This is a genomic window from Promicromonospora sp. NPDC050880, assembly GCF_044456525.1.
Taxonomy (GTDB): Bacteria; Actinomycetota; Actinomycetes; order Actinomycetales; family Cellulomonadaceae; genus Promicromonospora.
Map to the genome: position 1 here is coordinate 289,777 of NZ_JBITFV010000004.1, position 25,341 is coordinate 315,117.

Genomic DNA, 25,341 nt, shown 5'->3' on the forward strand with positions numbered 1-25,341 from the left:
GGGTCAGGGCAGGCGGAGGGCGTCGGCGACGTCGCCCCAGTGGACGTACGAGAAGCCCGTCGCGTCACGGTCCGGGTCCGTGTCGGGGCCCGTCTCGGGCTCGTCGTGCGTGACCAGCAGGCCCGACCGGTACCCGCCGACCGGGGCGTTGGACACGGCCAGCCCGTCCGAGCCGTTGACGTCGTCCACGCCGTCGCCTGCCACGCGGAAGGCGCCGAGCGGGCGGTTGCGGCCGGTCAGGGCGTAGACGGGGTACGTGTCGTCACCCTGGCTGGACACGATCACGTAGCCCGTGCGGCCGGGGCCGTACCAGATGTCGACGCCCTCGGCGTCGGCGGTCAGGTGCTTCCCGCCGTACGACGGCGCGGCCGGGTCCAGGGGAGCGCACTCCTCGGTCGCGGGGTCGTAGACGTCGTGCACGCCGAAGTCCCGGACCCTGTCGACCAGGCGCGGCTCGCCGGAGCCCAGGGGGAGCGGCACGCGCCACAGGCCCACGTCCTCCTGCGCGGCGTAGAGCGTGCCGGTACGGCGGTCGACGGCGACGCCCTCGAGCTGCGGCCCGGTACCCGGCTCCTCGCAGGGCACCCAGGTGGTTCCGTCAGGCAGCCGGAACTCGCCCGGCATCGCCAGGTGCTCGACGTCGGTGTAGCCCACGCCGTCGGCCCCGGTGGTGAGGCGGGCCGTCGCGATGGTGGTGGTGCCCTCCTGCGTCACCACCGCGTAGGTCGCGCCCCGGCGCTGGTAGACGGCCAGGCCGTAGGCGGTGTGCTCCTCGTCGACGGTCTCCCGGTCCGGGCTGAACAGGAAGTCCAGCCCGGGGGCGGTCACCTCGGTGAGCGGTGTCGCGGCGGCGGCACCGGCCGGGTCGATCGCGAAGAACCGGATCTGGTCGTTGTACCGGTCCGAGACGACGGCGACGTCGGTCGGCTCGCCGTCCACGTCCAGCCCGTAGGCGATGTCCACGTTGTTGTACCGGCCCGGCACACCGTCCGCGCGGGGCGCCGGCGTGGCCGCGACCGACTGCAGCTCGGTCGCGGCCACGTCGTAGACGCGCAGCCCGCCCTCCTTGGCCGTGGCCACGACGAGCGAGCGCGCCGAGTCCTCGGGGTGCACCCAGATCGCGGGGTCGTCGCCGGAGGCGTTGCCGCCGGCCTCGTCGTCGTACAGCGGGGGCGTCTCCACGGACGTGGTGACGACGGCGGTCCCGTGCGTCCCGCGGTCGCCCGTGGCCGACGCCGGCGCCGCAGCCGGCGTGAGCAGGGACAGGAGCAGCAGGGCGGCCGGCAGGGCGGCGAGGCGACGTCGCATGGACCGAAGCGTCCCGAACGGCGGTGAACGGAGCGTGTACGGCGGCCTGTGATCGGCAGTACGTCAGGTGATCGGCACCCCGGGGTACCGATCACCTGACGTGCTGCCGACCGGCGTGCGGCGTCAGTCCAGCAGCGGGTCCAGGCCCCACAGCGGGAACACCGCGCGCCGGGTGGCCTGGACGGCGCGGTCCACCGGGTCGGCGGGGTCGTAGCCGTCGCGCCACCTCCGGAACGCGACCTCGCCCCTGCCGAGCGTGCGTGCCGCCTCCAGGTCCAGGGACTCGACGACCGCGCGCCACGTGGCGGGCAGCTCCGACCCGCGCACCAGGGGCGCGTGGGCTGCCTCGGCGACGAGCGCCGCCCAGGCGAGCGGGACGACGTCGGACACCGCGTACCCGCCACCGCCGAGGGCGAGCCAGCGGCCGTCGGCGTGCTCGTGCGCGAGCGCGTGCGCCCACTGCTGTGCGGTGGTCTGCGCATCCACCGAGACGTCGAGGTTCGAGAGCGGGTCGCGACCGTGGGCGTCGCAGCCGTGCTGGGAGACGATCGCCTGTGGGCGGTGCTCACGGACCAGGGCGGGTACCACGGCGTCGACGGCCCGGAGCCAGGCGGCGCCCGAGGTGCGCGCCGGGACCGGCAGGTTGACGGCCGTCCCCTCGGCGGGCCCGGGCGGGCCCACGTCGGCCGACGCCCCCGTGCCGGGGAACAGGGTGCGGCCGTCCTCGTGGATCGAGACGGTCAGCACGCGCGGGTCGTCCCAGAAGATCGCCTCGACGCCGTCGCCGTGGTGCGCGTCGAAGTCCAGGTAGGCGACCCGCTCCGCACCGCGGTCCAGCAGTCGCCGGATCGCCGCGGCGGCGTCGTTGTAGACGCAGAAGCCCGACGCCGCGCCCGGCATCGCATGGTGCATGCCACCCGCGACGTTCACACCGTGCGAGATCTCGCCGGACCAGACGGCGTCCGCGAGGGCGACGGACCCGCCGAGCTGACGCGCCGCGGCCTCGTGCATCCCGAGGAACAGCGGGTCGTCGTCGGTGCCCAGGCCGCGTGCGAGGTCGGGCTCCAGCGTGGTTCCCGCGCGCCGGACGGCGGCCACGTAGTCGGCGTCGTGCACCGTCTCGATGAGGGCGTCGCTCGCGGGCTCGGCGTCCGCCACCTCCAGTGCGGGCTCCTCCAGCAGACCGAGCGCCTCGATCAGCCGCATCGTCAGGTCGAGCCGGGCAGGAGACATGGGGTGCCCGGGGCCGAAGTCGTACTCGAGGAGTCGCGGACTCCAGACCAGCCGGGCGAGGTGCACCCGCCCACGGTAACGGACCGGGGCGGCGGGCAGCTGCGCGGCCCGGCATCTGGCTGTGAGGCGCCGCCCGGGCACCACGAGCCCTGGAAAGCGGCCAGCGAACCCGTGTCGTGGCAGAGTAGGGCGTCGATCGCCAGGATGTGTGCACGGAGGGGAGCAGGGGCGGATGCCGAGCTTGCGGCACAGGCTGTTCGGCCTCCGGGAGCTGGTCGACGAGCTCGCGTTCCGGGCCCCGGCCCGGCTGGCCGTCACCGTCTTCGCCTGCGTGATCGCCCTGTTCGTGGCGCTCCTGATGGTGCCCTTCGCGACCGCCGACGGCGAGGGGGCGCGGCTGGTCGACGCGCTGTTCACGGCCGTCTCGGCCGTGTGCGTCACGGGGCTCGTGGTGCAGGACACCGCGACCTACTGGTCCCTGTACGGGCAGATCGTGATCCTCGCCGGCATCAAGATCGGCGGGTTCGGCATCATGACCGTCGCCTCTCTGCTCGGCATGATCGTGTCGCGCAAGATCGGGCTGACGCAGAAGCTGCTCACGGCGTCCGAGACCAAGACGAGCCGCCTGGGGGACGTCGGTTCGCTGGTCCGGGTCATCATCATCACGGCGACCACGCTCGAGCTGTCGATCGCGGTACTCCTGTTCCCTCGGCTGGTGGTCATCGAGGACAACGTGGGCACCGCGGCCTGGCACGCGCTGTTCTACGGCGTCTCGTCGTTCAACAACGCGGGCTTCGTGCCCACCACCGAGGGCCTGATGCCGCACGTCGGCGACTGGACGCTGGTGCTGCCGATCGCCCTCGGCGTGTTCATCGGCGCGCTCGGCTTCCCGGTGATCCTGAACATCCAGCGGTCGCTGCCGCGGCCCGGCCAGCGCTGGCACGGCTGGACCAAGCGGCTCTCGCTGCACAGCAAGCTGACCATCGTCACCAGCGGCGTGCTGTTCGTGGTCGGCGCGCTGCTGCTGCTGGTCCTGGAGTGGTCCAACGACGAGACGTTCGGGCCGCTGAGCCTCGGGGACAAGCTGCTGGCAGCGGTCTTCGCGGGGATCATGCCGCGGTCGGGCGGCTTCAGCACGGTCGACGTCGGCGCGATGCACGAGTCGAGCTGGCTCATCCAGGACGCGCTGATGTTCGTGGGCGGCGGGTCGGCGTCGACCGCGGGGGGCATCAAGGTGACCACGCTCGCCGTCATGCTGCTCGCGATCGTCGCGGAGGCGCGCGGCGACCGGGACATCGAGGCGTTCGGCCGCCGCATCCCGCGCGACGTGCTGCGCCTGTCGATCGCCGTCGTGTTCACCGGCGCCAGCATCGTGCTGGTCTCGTGCGTCGCGCTGCTCCAGGTCACCGACCTGCCGCTGTCCCGGGTCCTGTTCGAGGTGCTCTCCGCGTTCGCGACCGTCGGGCTGAGCACGGGCATCACGCACGACCTGCCCGACGCCGGCAAGTACGTCCTGGCGCTGCTCATGTTCGTGGGGCGGACCGGCGCCGTGACCGTCGTGGCCGTGCTGGCGCTCCGCGACCGGCGGCGCATCGTACGCTTCCCCGAGGAGCGCCCGATCATCGGCTGAGGCCTCGGGGCGCGGTACCGGTCACTAGGGTGGCCTGGACGTCTGACAAGTGGCCAGAGAGGAAGACCGTGCCGGAGAAGAAGCCCGATCGGGATGCGGGTGTGCTGGTGATCGGCCTGGGCCGGTTCGGGTCGGCGATCGGTGCCACCCTGGACCGCCTGGGGCAGGACGTGCTCGCCGTGGAGCAGGACCCGGTGCTGGTGGCCCAATGGTCCGGCCGGCTGCCGCTCGTGGAGGCCGACGCGTCCAACCCGGAGGCCCTGGAGCAGCTCGGCGCGCGGGACTTCGGCGTCGCGGTGGTCGGCGTGGGCTCGTCGCTGGAGGCGTCCGTGCTGATCACGGGCAACCTCGTCGACCTGGGCACACCCCAGATCTGGGCCAAGGCGATCTCCGCGGAGCACGGCCGCATCCTGACCCGCATCGGCGCCCACCACGTGGTCTACCCGGAGGCCGACGCCGGCAAGCGCGTCGCCCACCTGGTCAGCGGCAAGCTGCTCGACTACATCGAGGTCGAGGACGGGTTCACCATCGTGAAGATGCGCCCGCCGAAGGAGGCGCAGGGCTTCACGCTCGCGCAGTCGAACATCCGCAAGCGCTACGGCATCACGGTGATCGGCGTGAAGTCGCCGGGCGCGGAGTTCGTCTACGCGACGCCGGAGACGCGGATCTCCGCCAACGACCTGCTGGTCTGCTCGGGGCACGCCGATCTGCTGGAGCGGTTCGCGGCGCGGCCCTGACCACCGCGCGTGGCATCTCACACAGGCTCGATTACGGGCCGCGCGGCAGAGCGGGTAACCTAGGCACGGACTACTTTTCGTGTTGGTCGGCCATCGTCACTCTGGCGTCACTGTCCCGGACCAACCGTGGACCATTTCGCCGAGCGGCCCGTCGTCGGGCCGCCGCCGACCGATCGAACATTGCGAGGACCTATGGGCTCCGTCATCAAGAAGCGCCGCAAGCGTATGGCCAAGAAGAAGCACCGCAAGCTGCTTCGCAAGACGCGCCACCAGCGCCGCAACAAGAAGTGACCCACGCGCCCCCGGGCGCGTGAAGACCAGGCCCGGCCCCTTGGGGCCGGGCCTTCGTCGTGCCTGAGGCGCCGGGACGGTGAACGCGGACCTGGTGGCGGAAAGCGGCCGGATACCGCAACTACCCCTGCGCCCGGCGCCGGTCGTCAGTGACCGCGCAGCCGGCGCCGGGCCGCGCGGAGCACCAGGCCGAGCACCCACGCGGCACCCGCCCAGGAGGCCGTCCGCACGCCGCGGCCCGCCGCGCGCTGGGAGCGGCCGCGGAACTCCCGGATGGGCCAGCCCACCTCCTGCGCGTGCCGGCGCAGCCGGAGGTCCGGGTTGATGGGGCACGGGTGTCCCACGACGCGCATCATCGGCAGGTCGTTCAGCGAGTCGCCGTAGGCGTAGCTCTCGTCGAGGTCGATGTCGTTCACCTCGGCGAGCTCGACGATGGCGTCGGCCTTGGCCTGCCCGTGCATGAGGTCGCCCTTGAGCCGGCCCGTGTAGAAGCCGTCCTTGTGCTCGGCGACCGTGCCCAGGGCCCCGGTCGCACCGAGCCGGCGGGCGATGAGCTGCGCGATCTCCACGGGCGTGGCGGTGATGAGCCACACCTGGTGGCCGGCCGCGATGTGCTCGTCGAGCAGCCGGCGCGTGCCGGGGTAGATCCGCAGCGACAGGACGGCGTCCCACACCTCCTCGCCCAGGGTGGCGATCTCCGCGACGCTGCGCCCCGCGATGAGCGAGAGGGCGCGGTCGCGCACCTGGTCGATCTCCTCCTTGTTCTCGCCCCAGAGCAGGTAGCGGGCCTGGACCAGGGCGAACTTGAGGATGTCGCGGGTGCCGAAGAACTTGCGCTGGTACGCGGACTTGGCGATGTGGAAGGCGCTCGCTCCGCGGATGATCGTGTTGTCGACGTCGAAGAACGCCGCGGTGGCGGACGAGGGGTGCGTCGACGGCATGGAGGTCACTCTATCCGCGTGACACGTGCCGCAAGTCCTCGCCGGGCGCCCGCCCCGGAGCACTGGTAGAACCAGGGGGTGACCTACCGGAACGCCCTGTCCGAGCAGGCCCCCTTCGCCCGGGTCCTCCACCTGCTGGTGGCCCTGCTCGCGCTCGGCGGCTTCGTCATCGAGCTCGTCGTGGCGCTCACCGGCGGCCCCGGTACCGCGCCGACCCACGCCGAGCGCATCGTGCGGCTGTTCAGCTACTTCACGATCCAGTCCAACCTGCTGATCGGCGGTGTGTCGCTGGCCCTCGCGCTCGACCCGCGCCGGGACGGGCCGGTGTTCCGGGTGCTCCGGCTGGACGCGCTGCTGTGCATCGCGGTCACCGGCATCGTCTACAACACGGTGCTGCGCGGCCTCGTGGACCTGACGGCGGCCGGCATGGTGTCGAACATGATGCTGCACGTCCTGTCGCCGGTGCTTGCGGTCGTCGCCTGGGTGCTGGTGGGGCCGCGCCCGCGCGTGACCGCGCGGACCGTGTGGTGGTCGGTGGTCTACCCGATCGCGTGGCTGGTCTACACGTTCGTCCGGGGTGCGGCGACGGGCTGGTACCCGTATCCCTTCCTGGACGTGACCGAGCTGGGCTACGCCGGGGCGCTGATCAACTCCGCGGGCGTGGCCGTCGTCTTCCTCGCGCTCGCCTGGGGGGTGCGCTGGGCGGACGGACGGCTCCCGGACACCGACCGCTCGCGGGTCCCCGCGTGACGTAACCTCGGGGCGTGACAGCTCCTGCCGAACCCCGGGTCGTCCTCTACACCCGCGACGCGTGCCATCTGTGCGAGGACGCGCGTGCCGTCGTCGTCCAGGTGTGCGAGGGTGCGGGGGTCCAGTGGCGCGAGGTCGACATCGACAGCGCGCCCGCACTGCGGGACAAGTACGGGGAGTACGTCCCCGTGGTCGAGGTGGACGGGGTCCAGCAAGGATTCTGGCGCGTGGACGGTGCGCGCCTGGCCCGCCTCCTGGCATGATCGTCCCGGCAGTGTGTGCGTACGCCCGCGACACAGTGGTTGCGGGGAGGGGAGCAGCACGTGGTCGAGCTCAGTGACGGCACAGTTCCGGCGGCGACCGTGGGGCGCCTGCCCTACTACCTGCGCGCCCTGCGCGACCTCGCGGCCGAGGGGGTGGATCTCACGTCCTCGACGGAGCTCGCGGAGCGGTCGGGCGTGAGCTCCGCGCAGCTGCGCAAGGACCTGTCGTACCTGGGTTCGTTCGGCACGCGCGGCGTCGGGTACGACGTCGAGTCGCTCGCCTCGTACATCACCGTCGCCCTCGGGCTCGAGACGGAGCACCGGCTCGCGATCGTCGGCATCGGCAACCTGGGGCACGCCCTGGCGAACTACTCCGGGTACGCGACGCGCGGCTTCCAGGTGGTGGCCCTGCTCGACGCGTCGCCCGACGTCGTGGGCACCGACGTGGCCGGCGTCACGGTCGAGCACGTCCGGGACGTGGCCGGCGTCATCGAGCGGGAGCGGGTGTCGATGGTGGTCCTCGCCCTGCCAGGCCACGTGGCGCAGGACGTGGCCGACGCCGTCGTCGGCGCGGGTGTGCGCGAGATCCTGAGCTTCGCGCCCGTCGCGCTCCAGGTGCCGGACGACGTCGTGGTGCGCTCGGTCGACGTCGGCGGCGAGCTGCAGATCCTGGCCTTCCACGCGGCGGCGCGCGCAGCCGCGCTGTGACCGGCGCCGGCGTGCCGGCGTGAAGTGCGCCTCTACCCAGCGATTGCGCCCACCAGAGCAGCGATTCCGGGCGCAATCGCTGGGTAGAAGCGCACTGGGCTGGGATGCCCGGCTCGCGACGCACGGACGCCCGCCCTGCCGGGCACCGGGGGGGTGCCGAGGCGGGGCGGGCGTCCGGGACACGCGCCGTGCTGCGGGGAGGGGTCAGCCCTTGGCGATGGCGCTGACGTCCAGCGTGATCTTGACCTTGTCGCCCACCAGGAAGCCGCCGGTCTCCAGCGTGGCGTTCCACGTGAGGCCGAAGTCCTTGCGGTTGACCTCGAGGTTGGCCTCGAAGCCGGCGCGCACGTTGCCGAACGGGTCCTTGGCGGTGCCGGTGAACTCGGTCTCCAGCTCGACGCCCTTGGTGATCCCGTTGATGGTGAGGTCACCGGAGATGACGTAGTCGTCGCCGTCGGCACGGATGCCCGTGGAGGTGAAGGTCCAGGTCGGCTTCTCGTCGGCGTGCCAGAAGTCCGCGCTCTTCAGGTGGCCGTCGCGACCGGCGTCGCCGGTGCTCACGGAGGCCGCGTCCAGCTCGGCGGTGACGCTCGACGACTCCAGGTCCTCGCCCACCGTGATGGTGCCCGAGGTGACCGCGATGCTGCCGCGCACCTTCGCGATCCCGGCGTGACGGACGGAGAAGGAAGCAGCGGTGTGGGAGGGGTCGATCTCGTACGTGCCGGCGGTGAGACCAGCGGGGAGCGGGGTGGCCATGAGGGGGAACTCCTTGGTGATGTGGCGGTTTGGGTGGATAGTTGAGGGATCAACTACTCACGATCCCGTCCAACATAGCGGTTCCCGTAACGTATTCCCAGAGGGGCTCGGTTCGCACGAAGGCGGTGGTGACATGGCGGCGCAGACCGTCGAGGGGCGCGACATCTGGTTGTCCGAGGAACAGCAGGGATCCTGGCGGCACTACCTGGAGGGCACCGCGCGCTTCGTGGAGGCCCTGAGCTCGGTCCACGACCGGACCCTCACCCTCTCGCTCGGGGAGTACAGCCTGCTGGTCCAGCTCTCGGAGGCACCGGACCGCACCATGCGGATGTCGACGCTCGCGGACGGGCTCGTGCTGTCGCGCAGCCGGCTCACGCACACCGTGGCCCGGATGGAGGCCCGGGGCCTGGTGGAGCGGCGGGCTGCGGAGGGCGACCGACGCGGCGTGAACTGCACCATGACCGACAACGGCTACGCGGCCCTGGTGGTCGCCGCCCCCGGCCACGTGGCCGCGGTGCGCCGGATCATGGTCGAGGCGCTGGAGCCGGAGGAGTTCGCGATGCTGGGGCGGATCATGGCCAAGGTCGCGGCGTCGTCGAAGGACGCAGGCGGTACGGAGGAGGGCCTGGCGGCCCACTGCGACTGACGGGCGGGCCGGCCCGGCGCACCGAGCGCGCCGAGCCGGCCGGTGGTGCGACCACCTGACCGGCTCGGCACGCCGAGGACGCCGGGCCGGTGACGTGGTGCGACGTCAGGCTGTGATCGCGCGGCCGAACATCGGGCGGTAGGCGAAGCCCGCGATCAGGCCGCCGAGGATCGGGAACACGAGGAACACCCAGAGCTGGCCCCACGCCCAGCCCCCGGCGTAGATGGCGGTCGCCACCGAGCGGGCCGGGTTCACCGAGGTGTTGGTGACCGGGATCGAGACCAGGTGGATCAGGGTCAGCGTGAGGCCGATCGCCAGCGGCGCGAACCCGGGGGCGGCCACCCGGGCCGTGGTGCCGAGGATGACGAAGAGGAAGACCGCGGTGAGGACCGTCTCGGTCAGGGCCGCCGAGCCCAGGCCGAACCCGTCCGGCGAGTGCTCGCCGAACCCGTTCGCCGCGAACCCGGACTCCCGGGCGGCCTCGAAGTACCCGTCGGGCCCGCCGGCCGCGATCAGCGCCAGCACGCTCGACCCGAGCGCACCGCCCACGAGCTGCGCCACGACGTACCCGCCGACGTCGCTCCAGGAGAACCGTCCGGCGGCCGCCAGGCCCAGGGTGACGGCCGGGTTGAAGTGCCCGCCCGAGATCGGCCCCAGGGCGAACGCACCGACGACGACGGTGAGGCCGAAGGCCAGGGCGACGCCCAGGAAGCCGACCCCCACGGTGTTCGTCTCGGCGTCCGGGAAGTTGGCGGCGAAGACGGCGGTACCGCAGCCGCCGAGGACGAGGACGAAGGTACCCAGCGCCTCGGCGAGGAGCCGTGCGTACATCGCGGGTGATGCTGTCTCCGTCATGGTGAGACCCCCTTGCTCATGTCGGGCGGTTTCATGGTGAAGACCACCGTGAAACTTGTTGCTGACAGTAGGTCGGCATCCCTGGATCGGCGCGAGATGACGTAATCCACACCCGCTGGAGGTCACGGGCACCCAGGCTCGGGTGCGAGACTGGGCGCCATGGTCTCCACGACGGTCCACCTGCTGCGCCACGGCGAGGTGCACAACCCCGACGGCATCCTGTACGGGCGTCTGCCTGGCTACCGCCTCTCCGACCGCGGCCAGGCGATGGCCAAGATCGTCGCCGACCACCTCACCAGCGGTGGCCACGACGTGGTCCGGGTGGTCGCGTCGCCACTGCAGCGCGCGCAGGAGACCGCCACACCGGTGGCCCAGGGCTTCGGCCTGGAGCTCGCCACGGACGACCGCATCATCGAGGCCGGCAACCGCTTCGAGGGCCTCCGCGTCGGCGGGGGCGGCGGGGCGCTCAAGGACCCGCGCAACTGGCCGCACATGTGGAACCCGTTCCGCCCGTCGTGGGGCGAGCCGTACACGGAGCAGGTCCAGCGCATGCGCGCCGCCGTCGAGGACGCCCGCCGCGTGGCCGAGGGCCACGAGATCGTGCTGGTCAGCCACCAGCTCCCCGTCTGGCTCACGCGCCGCTCGTTCGAGGGCGGCACCCTCTGGCACGACCCGCGCAACCGGCAGTGCAACCTCGCCTCCCTGACGTCCCTGCACTTCGAGGACGACCGGTTCGTGGGCCTGCACTACACGGAACCCGCCGCGGAGCTCTACGACGGCGCGAGCAAGGTCGCCGGCGCGTGATGCGAGGGAAGACCTTCAAGGTCGTGCAGTGGGTGGTGGCCGTCGGCATCGTCGTCGGCCTGGTGGCGGCCCTCACGGCGTGCGCGCCCGAGGACTCCGGCGCGGGCGACGTCGTCGGGCAGGGCTACGTCTCCGGCGACGGGTCCGTGCAGACGTACGACGCCGGGGAGCGCAAGGGGCCCGTCGCCGTCGTGGGCACGGACTTCGAGGGCAACGAGGTGGACACGTCCGACTGGGCAGGCGACGTCGTCGTCGTGAACACCTGGTACGCCTCCTGCGCGCCGTGCCGCGCCGAGGCGCCCGACCTGGTGGACCTCGCCACCTCCAAGGACGGCGTGCAGTTCGTCGGCATCAACACGGAGGACGACGCCGGCGCCGCCCAGGCGTTCCAGCGCACGTTCGAGGTGCCCTACCCGAGCATCGAGGACCGCTCCGGCACGGTGATCGCCGGGCTGACCGGCGTCGTGCCCCTGCAGGCCGTGCCGACCACCGTGGTGCTGGACCAGGACGGCAAGGTGGCCGCCCGCGTCATCGGCCTGGCCGAGGGGTCCACCCTGGAGGCGCTCATCGACGAGGTCCTGGCGGAGGCCGCCTGATGCTGCCCGGCTCGATCGCGACCGCCGTCGGCGACGGACTCGCCAGCACCGCGTTCAGCGGGTCCCTGCTGCTGGCGGTGCCCGTGGCGATCCTGGCGGGTCTCGTGTCGTTCGCCTCGCCGTGCGTGCTGCCCCTCGTGCCGGGCTACGTCGGGTACGTGAGCAGCATGGCCGCGGCGTCGGCCGGGACCACCCCCGGGCTCGTGACCACGCGGACCAAGCCGGCGCGCGGCCGGGTCGTCGGCGGCGTGGCGCTGTTCGTGCTCGGCTTCACCGCCGTGTTCGTCTCGTTCGGGGCGGCGTTCGGCGGTCTGGGCGTGTTCCTGGTGCGCTGGGAGGACGTGATCATGCGCGTGCTCGGGGCCGTCGTGATCCTGCTCGGCCTCGGCTTCCTCGGCGCCGTGCCCTTCCTCCAGCGCGAGGCGCGGTTCCACGTGACGCCGCGCACCGGCCTGTGGGGTGCGCCCCTGCTCGGCATCGTGTTCGGCCTGGGCTGGACGCCCTGCATCGGCCCGACGCTCGGCGCCATCCAGGTGCTCGCGATCGACGAGGCGTCCGCCGGCCGCGGGGCCCTGCTCGGCGTGGCCTACTGCCTCGGCCTCGGGGTCCCCTTCCTGCTCGTCGCGCTGGGCCTGCAGAGCTCGGAGCGCATGCTCGACTTCCTGCGCCGGCACCGCCTCGCGGCGCTGCGGATCGGCGGCGGGCTGCTCGTCCTGGTGGGGCTGCTGCTGGTCACGGGGCTGTGGACGCGGATCACCGGGGCCATGCAGCTCTGGATCGGCGGATTCGAGACGGTGCTCTGATGGCCGACCGCACCAGGCAGGAGTCCTACGTCCCCGAGGGCATCGCGGACGAGTTCACGCAGGGCGCGCCGGCGTCCGACGAGAAGCCGCAGAAGCCCGGCCGGCCCACCGCGCCCACGCTGGGCCTCGTGGGCACGCTGCGCTGGATGTGGCGGCAGCTCACCTCCATGCGGGTGGCGCTCATGCTGCTCATGCTGCTCGCGGTGGCCGCCGTGCCCGGGTCCGTGCTGCCGCAGCGCAACCAGGACGCGGCCGGCGTCATCGAGTACCTCGCCGACCACCCGACCGCGGGGGAGTGGCTCGACCGGGCCGGGTTCTTCGACGTCTACTCGTCGGTCTGGTTCTCCGCGATCTACATCCTGCTGTTCGTGTCCCTCGTGGGCTGCATCCTGCCGCGCTCCGCGACGCACTGGCGCGCCCTGCGCGGGCGACCGCCGCGCGTGCCGTCCCGGTTCGCCCGGTTCCCGGCCCAGGCCACCGCGACCACCGACGCCACGCCCCAGGAGGTGGCCGACGCCGTCGCCGCCCGCCTGCGCGGCACGATCTCCTGGCTGCCCACCTTCCGGGTGGACCGGGCCGAGGAGACGGCGCGGGGGCGCGGAGCGTCCGGCCGGAGCGAGCTTGCGAGCGCAGGGCGAGAGCGACCGAAGGCACCTCCCGCGGCGCAGACCGTGAGCGCCGAGCGCGGCTACCTGCGCGAGACCGGGAACCTCGTGTTCCACCTGGCCCTCGTGGGCCTGCTGGTGTCCGTCGCGACGGGCCAGATGCTGCACTACCGCGGCCAGGCCATCGTCACCGAGGGGCGTGGGTTCGCCAACGCCGTGGTCGACTACGACACGTTCGAGAAGGGCTCCTGGTTCCGGCCGGAGTCGCTCGTCCCCTTCGCGATGACGCTCGACGAGTTCGAGTCGGAGTTCGCGAGCGACACGGTCGCCTTCGCCCAGGCCCGCGACTTCACGGCGCACGTCACCGTGACCGAGCCGTCGGGCGAGCAGCGCGGCGAGCAGATCAAGGTGAACCACCCGATCGTCGTCGACGGCGCCAAGATCTACCTGCAGGGCAACGGCTTCGCCCCGGAGATCACCGTGCACGACGCCGAGGGCGAGGTCGCCTTCGCCGGACGCGTCACCTTCATCCCCGAGGACACGATGTACACCTCCCGCGGGGTGGTGAAGGTGCCCGACGTGTCGCCGGGGCTCGACCAGATCGGGCTGGTCGGGTACTTCCTGCCGACCGCGGAGGTCAACGAGGACGGGTCGGCGCGCTCCGCGTTCCCGCAGCCTGTGGACCCGCTGCTCGTGCTCGAGGTGTACACGGGCGACCTGGGCCTGGACGACGGCTCCCCGCAGAACGTGTACGAGCTCGACACCGCCTCGCTCACCCCGGCCGTCGACGAGCAGGGCGAGCGCATCAAGGTGCTGGCCCGCCCCGGCGAGACCGTCGAGCTCCCTGACGGGCTCGGCACGCTGACCCTCGGCGAGGACCTGCCGCGCTACGTGGCCCTGGACCTGCGGCACGACCCGTCGCTCACGTTCGTGCTCGTCTTCGCGCTGCTGGCGCTGGCGGGCCTGACCGTCTCGCTGTTCACGCCGCGGCGACGGGTCTGGGCGCGCGCGTACGCCGGGCCGGACGGGGCTACCGTGGTCGAGGTGGCGGGCCTGGCCCGCGGCGACGACGCAGGTCTGCAGGCCGAGGTCGACCGCGCGCTGGCGGCGGTGCCCGGGAACGTGCAGCAGCCAGAGACGGGGGACGAGCCGGTCACGCCGGCCGCGCCCGACCGGACCGGATCGGAGAAGGACTGAACATGGAGCTGGCAAACCTGAGCGTGCTGCTCGTCTGGGGCGCGGCGACCGCGCTCGCGGTCGCGCTGATCGCGTTCTCCGTGGACCTGTCGCGCCTGTCGGGCGCGCGGGTCGACGCGCGGGACGCGGCCAGGACCCGGGAGCGCGTGGCGGTCGCGGCCGGCGGCGACGTCTCGCCCTACGAGGCGGACGCCGACGCCGTCCCGGCGGACGAGCCGGCCGCCCCCGTCCCGGCCAACCGGAAGCTGGCCGGGGTCGGGATGTCCGTGACCTGGCTGGCCGCCGCCCTGCTGCTCGTCGCGATCGTGCTGCGCGGCATCGCGGCCGGCCGGACGCCGTGGGCCAACATGTACGAGTTCGCGCTGGTCGGCACCTTCGTGGCGGTCGCGGTCTTCGCGGGCGTCAACACCCGGCGCGACGTGCGCTACCTCGGCGCGTTCGTGGCCGGCCTGAGCGTGCTGTTCCTCGTGCTGGCGCAGGAGAAGTTCTTCGTCGAGGCCATGGGCGTGCAGCCCGCGCTGCAGAAGTACTGGCTCGTCATCCACGTGGGTGTCGCCATCGTCGCGACCGGTATCTTCACCGTGGCGTTCGTGACGTCGGTGCTCCAGCTCCTGCGCGACGCCCGGGACAACGGCTCGCCCGTGCTGGGCAGCCGCCGCTGGGGCTGGCTGGACCACACCGCGACGCCGGTGGCGCTGGAGTCGCTCTCGTTCCGGCTGAACTCGGTGGCCTTCGTGCTGTGGACCTTCACGCTCATCGGCGGCGCCATCTGGGCCGAGGACGCGTGGGGCCGCTACTGGGGCTGGGACCCCAAGGAGGTCTGGAGCTTCATCGTCTGGGTGGTCTACGCGGCCTACCTGCACGCGCGCACGACGCGCGGCTGGTCCGGCACCCGGGCGGCCTGGTTCGTCGTGGCGGGCTACGCGTGCGTGCTGTTCAACTTCACGGGCGTGAACCTGATCTTCAACGGCAAGCACTCGTACTCGGGCCTGTGAGCCCGGCGTCCTGAGGGCCCGACGACAGAGGGCGCCGATCCGGTCCGGATCGGCGCCCTCTGTCTGTCGTTCCCGTGCCGGGCGCCCTGCGGCGCGTCAGCTGCTCTCGGTGTCGTCGTCCTTGGCCTCCTGGCGACCCCGCGCCTCGCGTTCCTGCCGGCGCTTCTCCTGCTCCAGGCGCCAGAGGAACTCGGGGTCGTCGTCCGGGGCCACCGGGCCGGACGGGCGGCGCGGCCCGGGGCGGGGCGGGGTCGGGCGGCTGCCGCCGGGGCCCGAGGCCGGGCCCGCGCCCGACCGGCGCGCAGAGACCCGCACCACGATCCACGAGATGGGCCCCAGCAGGGGCAGGAGCACGATGAGCAGCACCCAGAGCCAGCGGGGCAGGCCGCCGCGCTCGTCCTCCTCGGAGCCCCAGACATCGACCAGGGCGTAGACCGCGAGTCCGACGACGGCCAGGATCAGAAGTACGCGTCCCATACCCCCAGCCTACGGCCGCCCTGCGGCGACAGGTGAGCCCGCGGCGTGACGTTCGCCCTGTTCCGGGCCCGGAGGTCCGCCGTCGTCGAGGTGTGACCCGCGCCCGGCCTACCATGGGTGAGTGCCCCTCGTGATCTACACCCTGCTCCGCCTCGCGCTGTTCGGCGTCGCCTTCGGCGGGCTCTACCTGGCCGGGCTGCGGGGCTGGCTGCTCCCGATCGTCGCCGTGGTGGTCGCCCTGACCGTGTCGTACCTGACGCTCACCGGGCCGCGGGACGCCGCGACCCGCTGGATCGCCGCCCGTGCCGAGCGCCGCGCCGCCGAGCGTGCCGCGGCACCGAAGGTCGACGTCGACGCGGCCCACGAGGACGCGCGCCTCGACGAGGAGCTCCGCACCGACCGCTGAGGCCGGTCAGGCCCGCCGGGGCCGGTCAGGCCCGCGGGAGACCGGGGCCGGTCAGACCGACAGGCCGAACCAGAGCAGCAGCCCGTAGCCCAGTTCGTACAGGCCCGTGCCGGCCAGCACCGGCACGAGCAGCTTGCCGCGGGCGCCGGCGAGCACCGGGACCGACAGCAGCGCCGCCGGGCCGAGCAGCAGCACCACCACGAGCGACCACGGCGCCCAGAAGGCGCACACCACGCCGAGCAGCACCGGGACCCAGATCATCGTGACGTAGGCGCGCCGGGCCCGGTGGTCGCCGAGGCGCACCGCCAGGGTGCGCTTGCCGGACAGGACGTCGGTGGGGATGTCCCGCAGGTTGTTCACCATGAGCAGCGCGCAGGCGATCAGGCCCACCCCGACGGCGCCGAGCACCGCGGGCCACGTGATGATCCCCGCCTGCGTGTAGGTGGTGCCGAGCACCGCCACCAGCCCGAAGAACACGAACACCGCGACCTCGCCCAGCCCCCGGTACCCGTACGGCTGCTTGCCGCCGGTGTAGTACCAGGCGGCGACGACGGACACCGCGCCCACGGCGAGCAGCCACCACTGCCCGGACACCGCGCAGAGCGCCAGCCCGAGCACACCGGCCACGCCGAACGCGGCGAACGCGGCCCGCTTCACGGCGCCGGGTGCCGCCGCGCCCGAGGCCGTGAGCCGCATCGGGCCCACGCGGTCCAGGTCGGTGCCGCGCACACCGTCGGAGTAGTCGTTGGCGTAGTTGACGCCGACCTGCAGCGCGAGGGCCACACCGAGCGCGAGCAGTGCGGGCAGCCATGCCGAGGCGTCCACCTGGGCCGCCGCGCCGGTACCCACCATGACGGGCGCCGCCGCCGCGGGCAGCGTGCGGGGCCGCGCCCCGGAGATCCACTCGGCGGCTGTCGCCATCAGCGTGTCCTTCGTTCGTGGGGGATGTCTGGTCCGTGGCACCGGGACCGGGTGCGTGCGCGGTCCTGGCGGGGGAACGAAGTCATGGTCGCACGGGTTCCCGCTCGGCCCGCACGACGGCGTCGCGCACGGCCCGCCGGTCGATCTTGCCGGGCCCGCGCGTGGGCAGGGTCGCGGTGACGTATGCCCGGCGCGGCGCGGCGGCCGCCCCGAGCCGCTGCCCGACGGCGGCGCGCAGCCCGGCGAGCGGCCCGCCGCCGTCGGTCACCTCGCCCGCCGCGGGCGGGGCGCCGTCCGGGCCGGTACGGGACCCCTGGGCAGCCGCGCCGGACGGCGGCGCGCCGAACGGGACCAGCTCGAGGCCGCCGGGGCGTGCCGGCGGTCCGGTACGGGCGATGACGGCGACCACCGCCTGGCCCCACTCGGCGTCGGGCACCCCGACGACGCAGACCTCGCCCGGTGTGCCCTGGGCGGCCAGGTGCTCCGCGATCGCCTCCTCGACGGCCGCCGGGGCGACGTTGACGCCGCCGGTGACCACGACGTCGTCGGCCCGACCCAGGACCGTGAGCCGGCCGTCGTCGAGGCGGCCGAGGTCGGAGGTGCGGAACCAGCGGGTGCCGTCGGGGTCGGCGCGGAAGGTGGCGGCCGTAGCGGCGGGGTCGCCTACGTAGCCCTCGGCGAGCACCGGGCCGGACAGCTCGATCACGCCCGTCGCGGTGTGCTCCTCCGGGCCCGCGCCGGGGGTGGTCGGTGTCGTGCCGGTGGTCGTGCCGGACAGGCGGACGCGCACGCCGGGGAGCGGGACGCCGTCGTAGACGCAGCCACCGCTGGTCTCGGACATGCCGTAGGTGGTGACCACGCGGACGCCGGCGGCACGGGCCCGCTCCAGGAGCGGTGCGGGTGTCGCGGCGCCGCCCACGAGGACGGCGTCGAACCGGGCGAGGGCCCGCAGGCCGGCCGCGTCGCCGGCGTCGGCCGCGGCCACGAGCCGGTGCAGCTGGGTGGGCACGACCGAGACGTAGGCCCGGGCGCCGGCCGCCGCATCCGCTGTGTCCAGGAACTCCTGGGCCAGGGACGCGAAGGCCGCCGGCGTGAAGTGGTCGGACGTGTCGGCGCGGACCTCGGTGCCCGCCACGACGGAGCGCGTGACCACCTGGACCCCGGCCACGTGCGTGGGCGGGAGCACCAGCAGCCACCGCCCGGGGCCGCCGAGCCGCTCGTGGGTCGCCTCCGCCGAGGCGCGCATCGCCACCGCGCTCAGTGCGACCTCGCGGGGCTCGCCCGTGGAACCCGAGGTCCGCAGCACCAGGGCGGTGCCGGGCGGCGGCGCGGCGGCGGAGGCCCGGGGTTGCGGCGCGTACGCCGGACCGCCGTCGAGGGCGGTCCGGACGGCGTCCACGACGGCGGCCGGCGACGTCGCCCCGCCTGCGTCGGCCGGCGGGGCGGCGGACACTGGTGGGACAGTGGTCGAGGCAGCGGGCAGAGGGTCGTTCGAGGGCACCTCACGAGGGTAAGCGCGCCGCCTCGGGGCGGCGGCCGCCGGATCTGTAAGGTGTGCGCCACACCTGGGGCGGGCCCGGGTGCGGACGGTCGCTAAGGAGTGCCGATGACGACCCGCTGGACGACGGCCGCGCAGGCCACGGGCGCGGCGCTGGCGGTCGGGCTGGTGCTGGCGGGATGCGGCCTCGGTGCCCCCGAGGAACCCCTGCCCACGCCCACCGCGACGGTCGACGCCCCGGTACGCGGCGACCGCGACCGGCCGCCGGAGCCGGACGTGCCGATCGTGTGGCCGCTCACCGGGGCGCCCACCGAGAAGGTGGCGGACCGCCCGGCGGTGTCGGTGAAGGTCGAGAACTCGGTGCAGGCCCGGCCGCAGCGCGGGCTCACGGAGGCCGACATCGTCTGGGAGGAGGTCGTGGAGGGCGGCATCACCCGGTTCGTGGCGACCTACCACTCGAAGCTTCCCGCCGTCGTGGAGCCGGTGCGCTCGGTGCGTCCCATGGACCCGGCGATCGTGGCGCCGCTGGACGGCATCCTGGCGTTCTCCGGCGGCCAGGGCCCGTTCATCGCGGCGGTGCAGCGGTACGGCACGCAGACCCTGATCAACGACGACGGCGACCCGGGCTTCGTCCGGGATCCCGCGCGGGTCGCGCCGCACAACGTGATCGGGAACGTGGCGACGTTCGCGGCGCAGGCGGACGACCGCCGGACCAGTCCGCCGCCCCCGCAGTTCCGGTACGCGCGCAAGCTGGGCCAGGGCACCGCCCCACGGGCCGGGAAGCCGGCGCCCACGGTGGACGTGCGACTGTCCCCGGCTCAGCGCACGGTCTGGACGTGGGACGCGGAGCGGGAGCGCTACCTGCGCAGCGAGGGCTCGGTGCCGTCGGTGGCCGCCGACGGCAGGCGGCACACCGCGCGGAACGTCCTGGTGCTGTCCACCGAGGTGTTCAACACGAACTTCGTGGACCCCACCGGCGCCCCCGTGCCCGAGCACCGGCTGGCCGCCAGCGGGGGCCTCGGCACGCTGGTCTCGATGGGCCACAGCATCACGGTCCGCTGGTCCAAGAAGGACCACGGCTCCCCGATCGTGCTGCGGACCCGGAACGGCAAGGAGGCGGAGCTCGACCCGGGAAACACCTGGATCGAGCTGGTCCCGGCGGGCTCGGGGACCTGGTCACCGCGCTGATCCGGGCCACATGAGAGACCTTTCATCCCGGTCTCATCGCCTGTTCACGGCGGTCCAGTTGAGTGACGACATCGCACCACCCGTCCTCGACCAGAAAGCGTGGCTGCCATGAGCATTCTCGACACGTCCCCGGCCCTGCGCGACGACGCGCCGCGCATCGTCGCCGTACCGCTCCGGGTGGATGCCGCCGACGTGCCGGCTCGTGCCCCCGAGCCGCTCGCGTCCCGGCTGCTGCGGGCGAAGAAGGCGTACTCCACGCGGTTCGTGGCGGCGGCGATCGAGCGGGACCCGGCGGCCTTCGGACTGGTCCGTGACCCGGCGCGGGCGCCGCGGCCGGGCGACGTCGTCCTGGCCCGGGTCGTGACGATCGGCCAGCACCGGCGCCTGGAGTCCCCGGTCTCCCGCCGCCAGATCCTGTTCGAGGGCGACGAGATCGTGGTGGCCTACGGCTCGCGCTACGCCGCCGACCAGTTCCTGGCACTCCTGCCCGAGGACCTGGGGCCGTGCCACCTCGCCGCGGCCGGGGGGCTCGCCTCGCGCGTGATCGACCAGCACGCCGACGTCAAGGACGCCACCGTGATCGAGCCGGTCGGGCTGCTGTCCACGGTGGACGGGGTGGTCAACCTCACGGACCTCGCCCCGCACACCGTGCGCCCCGCCCCGGCCGTGCGGGGCGCTGCGACCCGGGTGCCGGTGGTCGCCGTCGTCGGCACGTCGATGAACTCCGGCAAGTCGACCACCCTGGCCTGCCTGGCCCACGGGCTCGCCGCGGCAGGGCTCACCGTCCACGCGGGCAAGGCCACGGGCACCGGCGCGGGCAACGACGCGAACCACTTCGTCGACGCGGGCGCCCACCGGGTGGTCGACTTCACCGACCTCGGCCGGCCCAGCACGTTCGGCCTGCCGTTCGAGGAGGTCCGCGACGTCTTCGCGACCATGGTCGGCCTGCTGGCCGAGCCCGCGGCGCACGGTGCGCCCGACGTCGTGCTCGTCGAGGTCGCCGACGGCGTGTACCAGGGCGACACGCGCCGCCTGCTCACCGACGACGCGTTCCGCACGGTGGTCGACCGGGTCGTCTTCGCCGCGGGGGACGCGCTCGGGGCGAGCGGCGGCGTCGCGGCGCTGCGCACGCTCGGCTGCGCGCCGTCCGTGGTGTCGGGCGTGCTCACGGCCTCCCCGCTCGCGGTGGCGGAGGCCCGGGCGGCGCTCGACGTGGACGTGGTGCCCACCTATGACCTGCGCCTGCCCGACGTGGCGCTGGCCGCGGCGGGGCTTGCTCCGGAGGGCATGGCGCTCCCGGGCCCGGGCCGGCCGGCTGCCGGCCCGCTGGGTGCGGTCGGCGAGGTCGGCCTCGGGCCGGTCGAGGACGGTCATGCGGTCGCCTGAGCCCGGTGCCCTGCCGCGGGTCTTCGTCGGTGCACGGCGGTCCTGGGTGGCCGGGCTCGTGGCCCTCGGGCTCGGGCAGGGTGCCCTCGGCGCGGTCGGGGCGTGGGCGCTGACGCAGCTCCGCCCGGGCAGCGCGTGGCCGATCGTCGTGGCGGTCGTCAGCATCGTGGCGACCGCCGTCGCCGTCGGCGGGCTGCGCGTCGAGGAGCGGATCGCCGCGGAACGCCTCGGTCAGGACTACGTGCGCGAGCTGCGCCGCGAGCTGGTCGAGTCCGAGCTGACGCCGGGCGGCCGGACCCACCTCGGCATCACGGTGGCTCGCACGACCAACGACCTCGCGAGCGTGCGCAACTGGGTGTCGCAGGGGGTGGCGCCGCTGATGTCCGGCATCCCGCTGATCGCCGGGTCCGCGATCGGGCTCACGGTGCTCGACCCGTTCCTCGGCCTCGGCTTCCTGCTCCCGCTGGGTGTCCTGGCCGCCGCCATGGTGCCGTGGGCGCGCACGGCGTACCTGAAGTCACGGCGGCTGCGCCAGGCCCGCGGGCGCATGGCCACCCGCATCGCGGACACCGTCGGCGCCTCGCAGGGCATCATCGCCGCGCACGGCGCCGGCCGGGAGCTGGGACACATCGACTCCGCGTCCGCCGACGTCGTCGACCGCGCCGTGGACCGTTCGGTGACCGTCGGGGCGCTCCGGGCCGGGGGAACCGTCGCGGCGCTGCTGGCGACGCTCGCCGTCGCCGCCGTCGGCGTGGTGCGCGGCCTGGACCCGGCCGTCACGGTGGCCGCGATGGCCATGGCCGGGCTCGCGTCGACGCCGATCGTCGACCTCGGCCGCATCGTCGAGTACCGGCAGACCTACCTGGCCGCCCGCGCTGTCCTTGTCCCAGCCCTGGCGGACGCCGCCCGCCGGCGGGCCGAGCACGAGCGCGCCGGTACGGTGGCGGCCTCGGCCGACCTGCCCGACGGCGCGGACGTGCCCGGCCGGGTGCACCTCGTGGTGCCGGGACTCGTGCCGGACTCCGCTCCGCTGCAGGCGGGCCCCGGGGATCGGATCCGGCTGACCGGCGCCGACCCGGAGGCGCCGTTGCGGCTGATGCGGCGCGTGACGGGCCTCGACCTCCCGCCGGCCGGCGCCGTCGACGAGCTCTGGGTGGACGGACGGAACGTCCGAGCCGTCGCGCCGTCGGACGGCCGTGCCCTCGTGGGGCTCGCGGCCCGGGGTGCCGTGTTCGAGCGGGGGACCCTGCGGCGCGCGCTGCGCTACCGCCGCCCCGACCTGGACGACGCCACGGCCGACACGGTCTTCGCCACGGTCGGTCTCGACGTCGGCCGGTTCCCGGAGGGTGCCCGCACCGTGCTGCGCGCCGGCGGGGAGCCGCTGACGGTCGACGAGCGGGCCCGGCTCGCGCTGGCTCGCGCGATCTACGGCGAGCCGCCGCTGCTCCTGGTCGCCGACCTCGATCGCGACCTGGACGCCGAGGGGCGGGAGCGGCTCGCCCGCGTGCTGGCGGCGTACCCGGGGGTGGTGCTGTTCGCCGGACCGGACGAGCTGGCGCGGGCGCTCGGTGCGCGGGACGTGCGGCTCGCCGCGGAGCCGGTCCCTGTGGGGCCGGACGGAGGCGTGGCGGACGACGACGGGTGAGGCGGCGGTCGCAGCCGGGGTTGCCGGGCCGGCGGCCCCGCCGTCAGTAGTAGTACGGGAACCCCGACCAGTCCGGCTCCCGCCGCTCCAGGAACGCCTCCTTGCCCTCGACGGCCTCGTCCGTCATGTACGCCAGCCGCGTGGCCTCGCCGGCGAACACCTGCTGGCCGGCGATCCCGTCGTCGGCTGCGTTGAAGGCGAACTTGAGCATGCGGATGGCCTGCGGCGACTTGCCGGCGATGATCCGCGCGTACTCCAGGGCCAGGCCCTCCAGGTCGTCGTGCTCCGCGACCTCGTTGACGGAACCCCAGCGCTCGGCGTCGTCGGCCGAGTACTCGCGGGCCAGGAAGAAGACCTCCCGGGCCCGCTTCTGCCCGAGCTGGCGGGCGAAGTAGGCAGAGCCGTAGCCGGCGTCGAAGGAGCCGACGTCGGCGTCGGTCTGCTTGAACTTCCCGTGCTGGCGGCAGGCGACCGTCAGGTCGGCGACCACGTGCAGGGAGTGCCCGCCGCCGGCGGCCCAGCCGTCCACCACCGCGACGACCACCTTGGGCATGGTCCGCATGAGGCGCTGCACCTCCAGGATGTGCAGGCGCCCGGCCTTGGCGGGGTCGATCGAGTCGGCGTTCTCGCCGTCGGCGTAGCGGTAGCCGTCGCGCCCGCGGATGCGCTGGTCGCCGCCGCTGCAGAACGCCCAGCCGCCGTCCTTGGGGGAGGGGCCGTTGCCGGTGAGCAGCACGGTGCCGACGTCGGACGTCATGCGGGCGTGGTCCATGACCCGGTACAGCTCGTCCACCGTGTGCGGACGGAACGCGTTGCGCACCTCCGGCCGGTCGAACGCGATCCGCACCACGGGCAGGTCACGCGGCTCGGGGCCGCTGCGGTCCACACCCCGGTGGTAGGTGAGGTCGGTCAGGTCCTCGAACCCGGCGACCGTGCGCCAGCGCTGCGGGTCGAACGTCTCGGAGACCTGACGGGGGAGATCGGTGCTGGTGCTCACGTGGGCAAGCCTAGTTCGGCCTGGTGCCGGGCAGGTTTCAGCGCCAGGGGCCGACGTTGGGGACGAACACCTTCATCGCGTCGACGATCTCGCGTGCGTCGGCCAGGGCCAGAGTCACCTCTTCGGATGTGATGGTCGGTGTCTCGACACCTGGGTACTCGGAGTCGTGGCGGCGGAGGCGCAGCCCTTGTCGTGCCAGGGGCGCCGTCATGGCTTTCCGTGCGGCGTCGTACAGCATGGCCAGAGCACGCGACGGATCGTCGTCCACCAGCTTGGCGGCCGAGGCAAGGTGGACGTCCGCCTGGTCGAGCAGGAACCCCGAGTGTTCCTCGGACGGCGCGACCAGTTGTAGCTCGCCCTCGTCGAGGAGGTTCTGGATCTCAGGCTCCCCGATCGGCCAGCGGCTCCCCGTCGTGGTTCCTGCCACGTGATACTCCTTCGTTCTCGACGAGCTCGACGGTCGGCGAACTCATGATCGTCCGCTTGAACGGGCCGTCGTCGTCAGCCCACGCAGTGGTGGAAACACGACGTACGTTGACCTCCCGGCGGAGTGTCTTCTCGGCCTCGTCCACGACGTCGGCGAGCTGATCTCTATCGGGCTCGCCGATCACCAGCACGTCGATGTCTCCCGGGACCGACCCGGGGCGCTCGTTGTACCTCGCTGCCCATGATCCGTAGATGAAGGCGTGCTCGATGCCGTCGATCTCGGCGAGGAGGCCGCGGAGCACCGCCAGCGGCCCGAAGGTCACAGCGAGAAGCTCTGCTAGAGGGGCGTAGACCAGGTTGTCCGTCCGGGCGCGAGCAAGCCGGGTGTTGCCGAGGCGACGGGTGGAGGCGAGGCCTGCGGCCTCGAGACGGTCGACCTCACGCAGGACCGTGACCCGTGAGGTGCCCACGAGGCGTGCGATGTCGGTGAGGCTCTGCTCGTGCTCCGGATCCAGAAGGACGGTAGCAAGAATGTCTCCTTGGATACGGGTGCGCAGCAAGGGCAGGAGCAGCGGTGATCCTTGTTTCATAAAACGCACTCTATCGTTCGGTTTACGGACGTACAATCTTCCACACCCGCACGACGAGAGGAACCCATGCTGATCCGCCACCGCGGTCTCGAACCGTCGATCGACCCGTCCGCCTACGTCGCCCCGTCGGCGACCGTCGTCGGTGACGTCCGTGTCGCCGCCGGCGCGCGAATCCTGCACGGTGCCGTCCTGACCGCCGAGGACGGCGTCGTCGTCATCGGCGCGGACACCGTCGTGATGGAGAACGCGCTCGTCCGGGGCCGGCTCGGGCATCCCGCCCGGATCGGGTCCGCCGTGATGGTCGGCCCGCAGGCCCACGTCAACGGCAGCACCGTCGAGGACGAGGCGTTCGTCGCGACCGGTACCTCGCTGTTCCCCGGGAGCGTCGTCGGCAGGGGCGCGGAGGTCCGGATCAACGGCGTGGTGCAGGTCAACACCGTCCTGGCCCCCGGCGCGACCGTGCCGATCGGATGGGTCGCCGTGGGCGACCCGGCACAGATCCTGCCGCCGGACAGGCACGAGGAGATCTGGGCGATCCAGCGCGAGCTCGACTTCCCCGGCACCGTCTACGGGGTGGGCCGGGACGTGTCGATGCGCGAGCTGATGCGGCGCCAGTCGGAGTTCTACGGCGCGCACCGTGACGACGAGGTGCTGCCCGAGGCGATGTAGCCGCCCAGGTCGTTAGCCTG

General features: G+C 73.4%; 28 protein-coding genes. 17 read left to right on the forward strand and 11 right to left on the reverse strand.

Annotated elements, in window-relative coordinates; genetic code table 11:
* Positions 1-3: 3 nt before the first annotated feature.
* Positions 4-1,308, reverse strand: coding sequence for a phytase (locus ACIBBF_RS10365; protein ID WP_397412997.1), 1,305 nt, complete (start codon positions 1,306-1,308; stop codon positions 4-6).
* Between the two features lie 123 nt (positions 1,309-1,431).
* A complete protein-coding gene (locus ACIBBF_RS10370; RefSeq protein WP_397412998.1) occupies positions 1,432-2,607 on the reverse strand; it encodes an acetoin utilization protein AcuC in 1,176 nt (391 codons plus the stop codon).
* A gap of 166 nt (positions 2,608-2,773) precedes the next feature.
* On the opposite strand from ACIBBF_RS10370, the gene ACIBBF_RS10375 reads away from it, so the two are divergent.
* From ACIBBF_RS10375 to ACIBBF_RS10385, 3 genes are all read left to right on the forward strand, one after another.
* A complete protein-coding gene (locus ACIBBF_RS10375; RefSeq protein WP_397412999.1) occupies positions 2,774-4,171 on the forward strand; it encodes a TrkH family potassium uptake protein in 1,398 nt (465 codons plus the stop codon).
* A 68-nt stretch (positions 4,172-4,239) separates the two neighbouring features.
* Positions 4,240-4,908 (forward strand): potassium channel family protein, encoded by a 669-nt coding sequence (locus tag ACIBBF_RS10380; RefSeq protein WP_397413000.1) that lies wholly within the window; start codon positions 4,240-4,242, stop codon positions 4,906-4,908.
* Between the two features lie 192 nt (positions 4,909-5,100).
* On the forward strand, positions 5,101-5,199 hold the full coding sequence (locus tag ACIBBF_RS10385; protein WP_003792170.1) for a 30S ribosomal protein bS22: 99 nt from the start codon (positions 5,101-5,103) through the stop codon (positions 5,197-5,199).
* Between the two features lie 146 nt (positions 5,200-5,345).
* Here the strand turns inward: ACIBBF_RS10385 and ACIBBF_RS10390 are convergent, their stop codons facing one another.
* Positions 5,346-6,140, reverse strand: coding sequence for an HAD family hydrolase (locus tag ACIBBF_RS10390; protein ID WP_397413001.1), 795 nt, complete (start codon positions 6,138-6,140; stop codon positions 5,346-5,348).
* Between the two features lie 78 nt (positions 6,141-6,218).
* On the opposite strand from ACIBBF_RS10390, the gene ACIBBF_RS10395 reads away from it, so the two are divergent.
* Genes ACIBBF_RS10395 through ACIBBF_RS10405 form a run of 3 tightly spaced genes read left to right on the forward strand, consistent with a single transcriptional unit; the run spans position 6,219 to position 7,861 of the window.
* Entirely contained in the window at positions 6,219-6,890 is a 672-nt protein-coding gene (locus ACIBBF_RS10395; RefSeq protein WP_397413002.1) for a Pr6Pr family membrane protein, read from the forward strand.
* 14 nt (positions 6,891-6,904) lie between these two features.
* Positions 6,905-7,153 (forward strand): glutaredoxin family protein, encoded by a 249-nt coding sequence (locus ACIBBF_RS10400; RefSeq protein WP_397413003.1) that lies wholly within the window; start codon positions 6,905-6,907, stop codon positions 7,151-7,153.
* 60 nt (positions 7,154-7,213) lie between these two features.
* Positions 7,214-7,861, forward strand: coding sequence for a redox-sensing transcriptional repressor Rex (locus tag ACIBBF_RS10405; RefSeq protein ID WP_397413004.1), 648 nt, complete (start codon positions 7,214-7,216; stop codon positions 7,859-7,861).
* A gap of 204 nt (positions 7,862-8,065) precedes the next feature.
* Here ACIBBF_RS10405 and ACIBBF_RS10410 read toward each other — a convergent pair whose 3' ends face one another.
* A complete protein-coding gene (locus ACIBBF_RS10410; protein ID WP_397413005.1) occupies positions 8,066-8,617 on the reverse strand; it encodes a YceI family protein in 552 nt (183 codons plus the stop codon).
* Positions 8,618-8,750: 133 nt separating this feature from the next.
* Between ACIBBF_RS10410 and ACIBBF_RS10415 the strand changes: the two genes are divergently transcribed.
* On the forward strand, positions 8,751-9,263 hold the full coding sequence (locus tag ACIBBF_RS10415) for a MarR family winged helix-turn-helix transcriptional regulator (protein ID WP_397413006.1): 513 nt from the start codon (positions 8,751-8,753) through the stop codon (positions 9,261-9,263).
* Positions 9,264-9,368: 105 nt separating this feature from the next.
* Here ACIBBF_RS10415 and aqpZ read toward each other — a convergent pair whose 3' ends face one another.
* A complete protein-coding gene (gene aqpZ / locus ACIBBF_RS10420; RefSeq protein WP_397413007.1) occupies positions 9,369-10,118 on the reverse strand; it encodes an aquaporin Z in 750 nt (249 codons plus the stop codon).
* A gap of 159 nt (positions 10,119-10,277) precedes the next feature.
* Between aqpZ and ACIBBF_RS10425 the strand changes: the two genes are divergently transcribed.
* The 5 genes from ACIBBF_RS10425 to ccsB are packed head-to-tail and all read left to right on the forward strand — an operon-like array spanning position 10,278 to position 15,118.
* Entirely contained in the window at positions 10,278-10,922 is a 645-nt protein-coding gene (locus ACIBBF_RS10425) for a histidine phosphatase family protein (RefSeq protein WP_397413008.1), read from the forward strand.
* The gene (locus ACIBBF_RS10430; RefSeq protein ID WP_397413009.1) at positions 10,922-11,518 is read left to right on the forward strand and encodes a TlpA family protein disulfide reductase; all 597 of its coding nucleotides are present in this window, start codon (positions 10,922-10,924) and stop codon (positions 11,516-11,518) included. Before ACIBBF_RS10425 ends, ACIBBF_RS10430 begins: the two co-directional genes overlap by 1 nt.
* Entirely contained in the window at positions 11,518-12,321 is an 804-nt protein-coding gene (locus ACIBBF_RS10435; RefSeq protein ID WP_397413010.1) for a cytochrome c biogenesis CcdA family protein, read from the forward strand. Before ACIBBF_RS10430 ends, ACIBBF_RS10435 begins: the two co-directional genes overlap by 1 nt.
* A complete protein-coding gene (locus tag ACIBBF_RS10440) occupies positions 12,321-14,123 on the forward strand; it encodes a cytochrome c biogenesis protein ResB (RefSeq protein WP_397413011.1) in 1,803 nt (600 codons plus the stop codon). The genes ACIBBF_RS10435 and ACIBBF_RS10440 overlap by 1 nt, the downstream gene beginning before the upstream one ends.
* 2 nt (positions 14,124-14,125) lie before the next feature.
* The gene (gene ccsB / locus ACIBBF_RS10445; protein WP_397413012.1) at positions 14,126-15,118 is read left to right on the forward strand and encodes a c-type cytochrome biogenesis protein CcsB; all 993 of its coding nucleotides are present in this window, start codon (positions 14,126-14,128) and stop codon (positions 15,116-15,118) included.
* A gap of 96 nt (positions 15,119-15,214) precedes the next feature.
* Here the strand turns inward: ccsB and ACIBBF_RS10450 are convergent, their stop codons facing one another.
* Positions 15,215-15,595 (reverse strand): PLDc N-terminal domain-containing protein, encoded by a 381-nt coding sequence (locus ACIBBF_RS10450; protein ID WP_397413013.1) that lies wholly within the window; start codon positions 15,593-15,595, stop codon positions 15,215-15,217.
* 121 nt (positions 15,596-15,716) lie between these two features.
* Here ACIBBF_RS10450 and ACIBBF_RS10455 point away from each other — a divergent pair, with 121 nt between their 5' ends.
* Positions 15,717-16,001: a DUF4229 domain-containing protein gene (locus ACIBBF_RS10455; RefSeq protein WP_397413014.1), complete on the forward strand. Its 285-nt coding sequence runs from the start codon at positions 15,717-15,719 to the stop codon at positions 15,999-16,001.
* A gap of 51 nt (positions 16,002-16,052) precedes the next feature.
* Here the strand turns inward: ACIBBF_RS10455 and ACIBBF_RS10460 are convergent, their stop codons facing one another.
* The gene (locus ACIBBF_RS10460) at positions 16,053-16,922 is read right to left on the reverse strand and encodes a 1,4-dihydroxy-2-naphthoate polyprenyltransferase (protein WP_397413015.1); all 870 of its coding nucleotides are present in this window, start codon (positions 16,920-16,922) and stop codon (positions 16,053-16,055) included.
* An 82-nt stretch (positions 16,923-17,004) separates the two neighbouring features.
* Positions 17,005-18,375, reverse strand: a complete 1,371-nt coding sequence (locus ACIBBF_RS10465) for an AMP-binding protein (protein ID WP_397413016.1) — start codon at positions 18,373-18,375, stop codon at positions 17,005-17,007.
* Positions 18,376-18,528: 153 nt separating this feature from the next.
* Between ACIBBF_RS10465 and ACIBBF_RS10470 the strand changes: the two genes are divergently transcribed.
* The 3 genes from ACIBBF_RS10470 (at position 18,529) to ACIBBF_RS10480 (ending at position 22,639) form a co-directional block, all read left to right on the forward strand.
* Positions 18,529-19,608 carry a DUF3048 domain-containing protein gene (locus ACIBBF_RS10470; protein WP_397413017.1) on the forward strand — a complete coding sequence of 360 codons (1,080 nt, stop codon included), beginning with the start codon at positions 18,529-18,531 and terminating at the stop codon, positions 19,606-19,608.
* Between the two features lie 108 nt (positions 19,609-19,716).
* Positions 19,717-20,994 carry a DUF1611 domain-containing protein gene (locus ACIBBF_RS10475; RefSeq protein WP_397413018.1) on the forward strand — a complete coding sequence of 426 codons (1,278 nt, stop codon included), beginning with the start codon at positions 19,717-19,719 and terminating at the stop codon, positions 20,992-20,994.
* Positions 20,981-22,639, forward strand: a complete 1,659-nt coding sequence (locus ACIBBF_RS10480; RefSeq protein ID WP_397413019.1) for an ABC transporter ATP-binding protein — start codon at positions 20,981-20,983, stop codon at positions 22,637-22,639. The genes ACIBBF_RS10475 and ACIBBF_RS10480 overlap by 14 nt, the downstream gene beginning before the upstream one ends.
* A 43-nt stretch (positions 22,640-22,682) precedes the next feature.
* Here ACIBBF_RS10480 and ACIBBF_RS10485 read toward each other — a convergent pair whose 3' ends face one another.
* The 3 genes from ACIBBF_RS10485 to ACIBBF_RS10495 are packed head-to-tail and all read right to left on the reverse strand — an operon-like array spanning position 22,683 to position 24,622.
* Positions 22,683-23,636 (reverse strand): 1,4-dihydroxy-2-naphthoyl-CoA synthase, encoded by a 954-nt coding sequence (locus ACIBBF_RS10485; protein ID WP_397413020.1) that lies wholly within the window; start codon positions 23,634-23,636, stop codon positions 22,683-22,685.
* A gap of 37 nt (positions 23,637-23,673) precedes the next feature.
* The gene (locus ACIBBF_RS10490) at positions 23,674-24,063 is read right to left on the reverse strand and encodes a hypothetical protein (RefSeq protein ID WP_397413021.1); all 390 of its coding nucleotides are present in this window, start codon (positions 24,061-24,063) and stop codon (positions 23,674-23,676) included.
* Entirely contained in the window at positions 24,017-24,622 is a 606-nt protein-coding gene (locus tag ACIBBF_RS10495; protein ID WP_397413022.1) for a hypothetical protein, read from the reverse strand. The genes ACIBBF_RS10490 and ACIBBF_RS10495 overlap by 47 nt, the downstream gene beginning before the upstream one ends.
* Positions 24,623-24,718: 96 nt before the next feature.
* Here ACIBBF_RS10495 and ACIBBF_RS10500 point away from each other — a divergent pair, with 96 nt between their 5' ends.
* Positions 24,719-25,321 carry a gamma carbonic anhydrase family protein gene (locus ACIBBF_RS10500; protein ID WP_397413023.1) on the forward strand — a complete coding sequence of 201 codons (603 nt, stop codon included), beginning with the start codon at positions 24,719-24,721 and terminating at the stop codon, positions 25,319-25,321.
* Positions 25,322-25,341: the final 20 nt, after the last annotated feature.

Bases quoted from the DNA above. Each gene is read 5' to 3' on its own strand.
- ccsB (WP_397413012.1), top strand. From the start codon at position 14,126: ATGGAGCTGGCAAACCTGAGCGTGCTGCTCGTCTGGGGCGCGGCGACC.
- ACIBBF_RS10480 (WP_397413019.1), top strand. From the start codon at position 20,981: ATGCGGTCGCCTGAGCCCGGTGCCCTGCCGCGGGTCTTCGTCGGTGCA.
- ACIBBF_RS10410 (WP_397413005.1), bottom strand. From the start codon at position 8,617: ATGGCCACCCCGCTCCCCGCTGGTCTCACCGCCGGCACGTACGAGATC.
- ACIBBF_RS10365 (WP_397412997.1), bottom strand. From the start codon at position 1,308: ATGCGACGTCGCCTCGCCGCCCTGCCGGCCGCCCTGCTGCTCCTGTCC.
- ACIBBF_RS10435 (WP_397413010.1), top strand. From the start codon at position 11,518: ATGCTGCCCGGCTCGATCGCGACCGCCGTCGGCGACGGACTCGCCAGC.
- ACIBBF_RS10375 (WP_397412999.1), top strand. From the start codon at position 2,774: ATGCCGAGCTTGCGGCACAGGCTGTTCGGCCTCCGGGAGCTGGTCGAC.
- ACIBBF_RS10430 (WP_397413009.1), top strand. From the start codon at position 10,922: ATGCGAGGGAAGACCTTCAAGGTCGTGCAGTGGGTGGTGGCCGTCGGC.
- aqpZ (WP_397413007.1), bottom strand. From the start codon at position 10,118: ATGACGGAGACAGCATCACCCGCGATGTACGCACGGCTCCTCGCCGAG.
- ACIBBF_RS10390 (WP_397413001.1), bottom strand. From the start codon at position 6,140: ATGCCGTCGACGCACCCCTCGTCCGCCACCGCGGCGTTCTTCGACGTC.
- ACIBBF_RS10440 (WP_397413011.1), top strand. From the start codon at position 12,321: ATGGCCGACCGCACCAGGCAGGAGTCCTACGTCCCCGAGGGCATCGCG.
- ACIBBF_RS10460 (WP_397413015.1), bottom strand. From the start codon at position 16,922: ATGGCGACAGCCGCCGAGTGGATCTCCGGGGCGCGGCCCCGCACGCTG.
- ACIBBF_RS10385 (WP_003792170.1), top strand. From the start codon at position 5,101: ATGGGCTCCGTCATCAAGAAGCGCCGCAAGCGTATGGCCAAGAAGAAG.
- ACIBBF_RS10450 (WP_397413013.1), bottom strand. From the start codon at position 15,595: ATGGGACGCGTACTTCTGATCCTGGCCGTCGTCGGACTCGCGGTCTAC.
- ACIBBF_RS10470 (WP_397413017.1), top strand. From the start codon at position 18,529: ATGACGACCCGCTGGACGACGGCCGCGCAGGCCACGGGCGCGGCGCTG.
- ACIBBF_RS10425 (WP_397413008.1), top strand. From the start codon at position 10,278: ATGGTCTCCACGACGGTCCACCTGCTGCGCCACGGCGAGGTGCACAAC.
- ACIBBF_RS10415 (WP_397413006.1), top strand. From the start codon at position 8,751: ATGGCGGCGCAGACCGTCGAGGGGCGCGACATCTGGTTGTCCGAGGAA.
- ACIBBF_RS10475 (WP_397413018.1), top strand. From the start codon at position 19,717: ATGAGCATTCTCGACACGTCCCCGGCCCTGCGCGACGACGCGCCGCGC.
- ACIBBF_RS10500 (WP_397413023.1), top strand. From the start codon at position 24,719: ATGCTGATCCGCCACCGCGGTCTCGAACCGTCGATCGACCCGTCCGCC.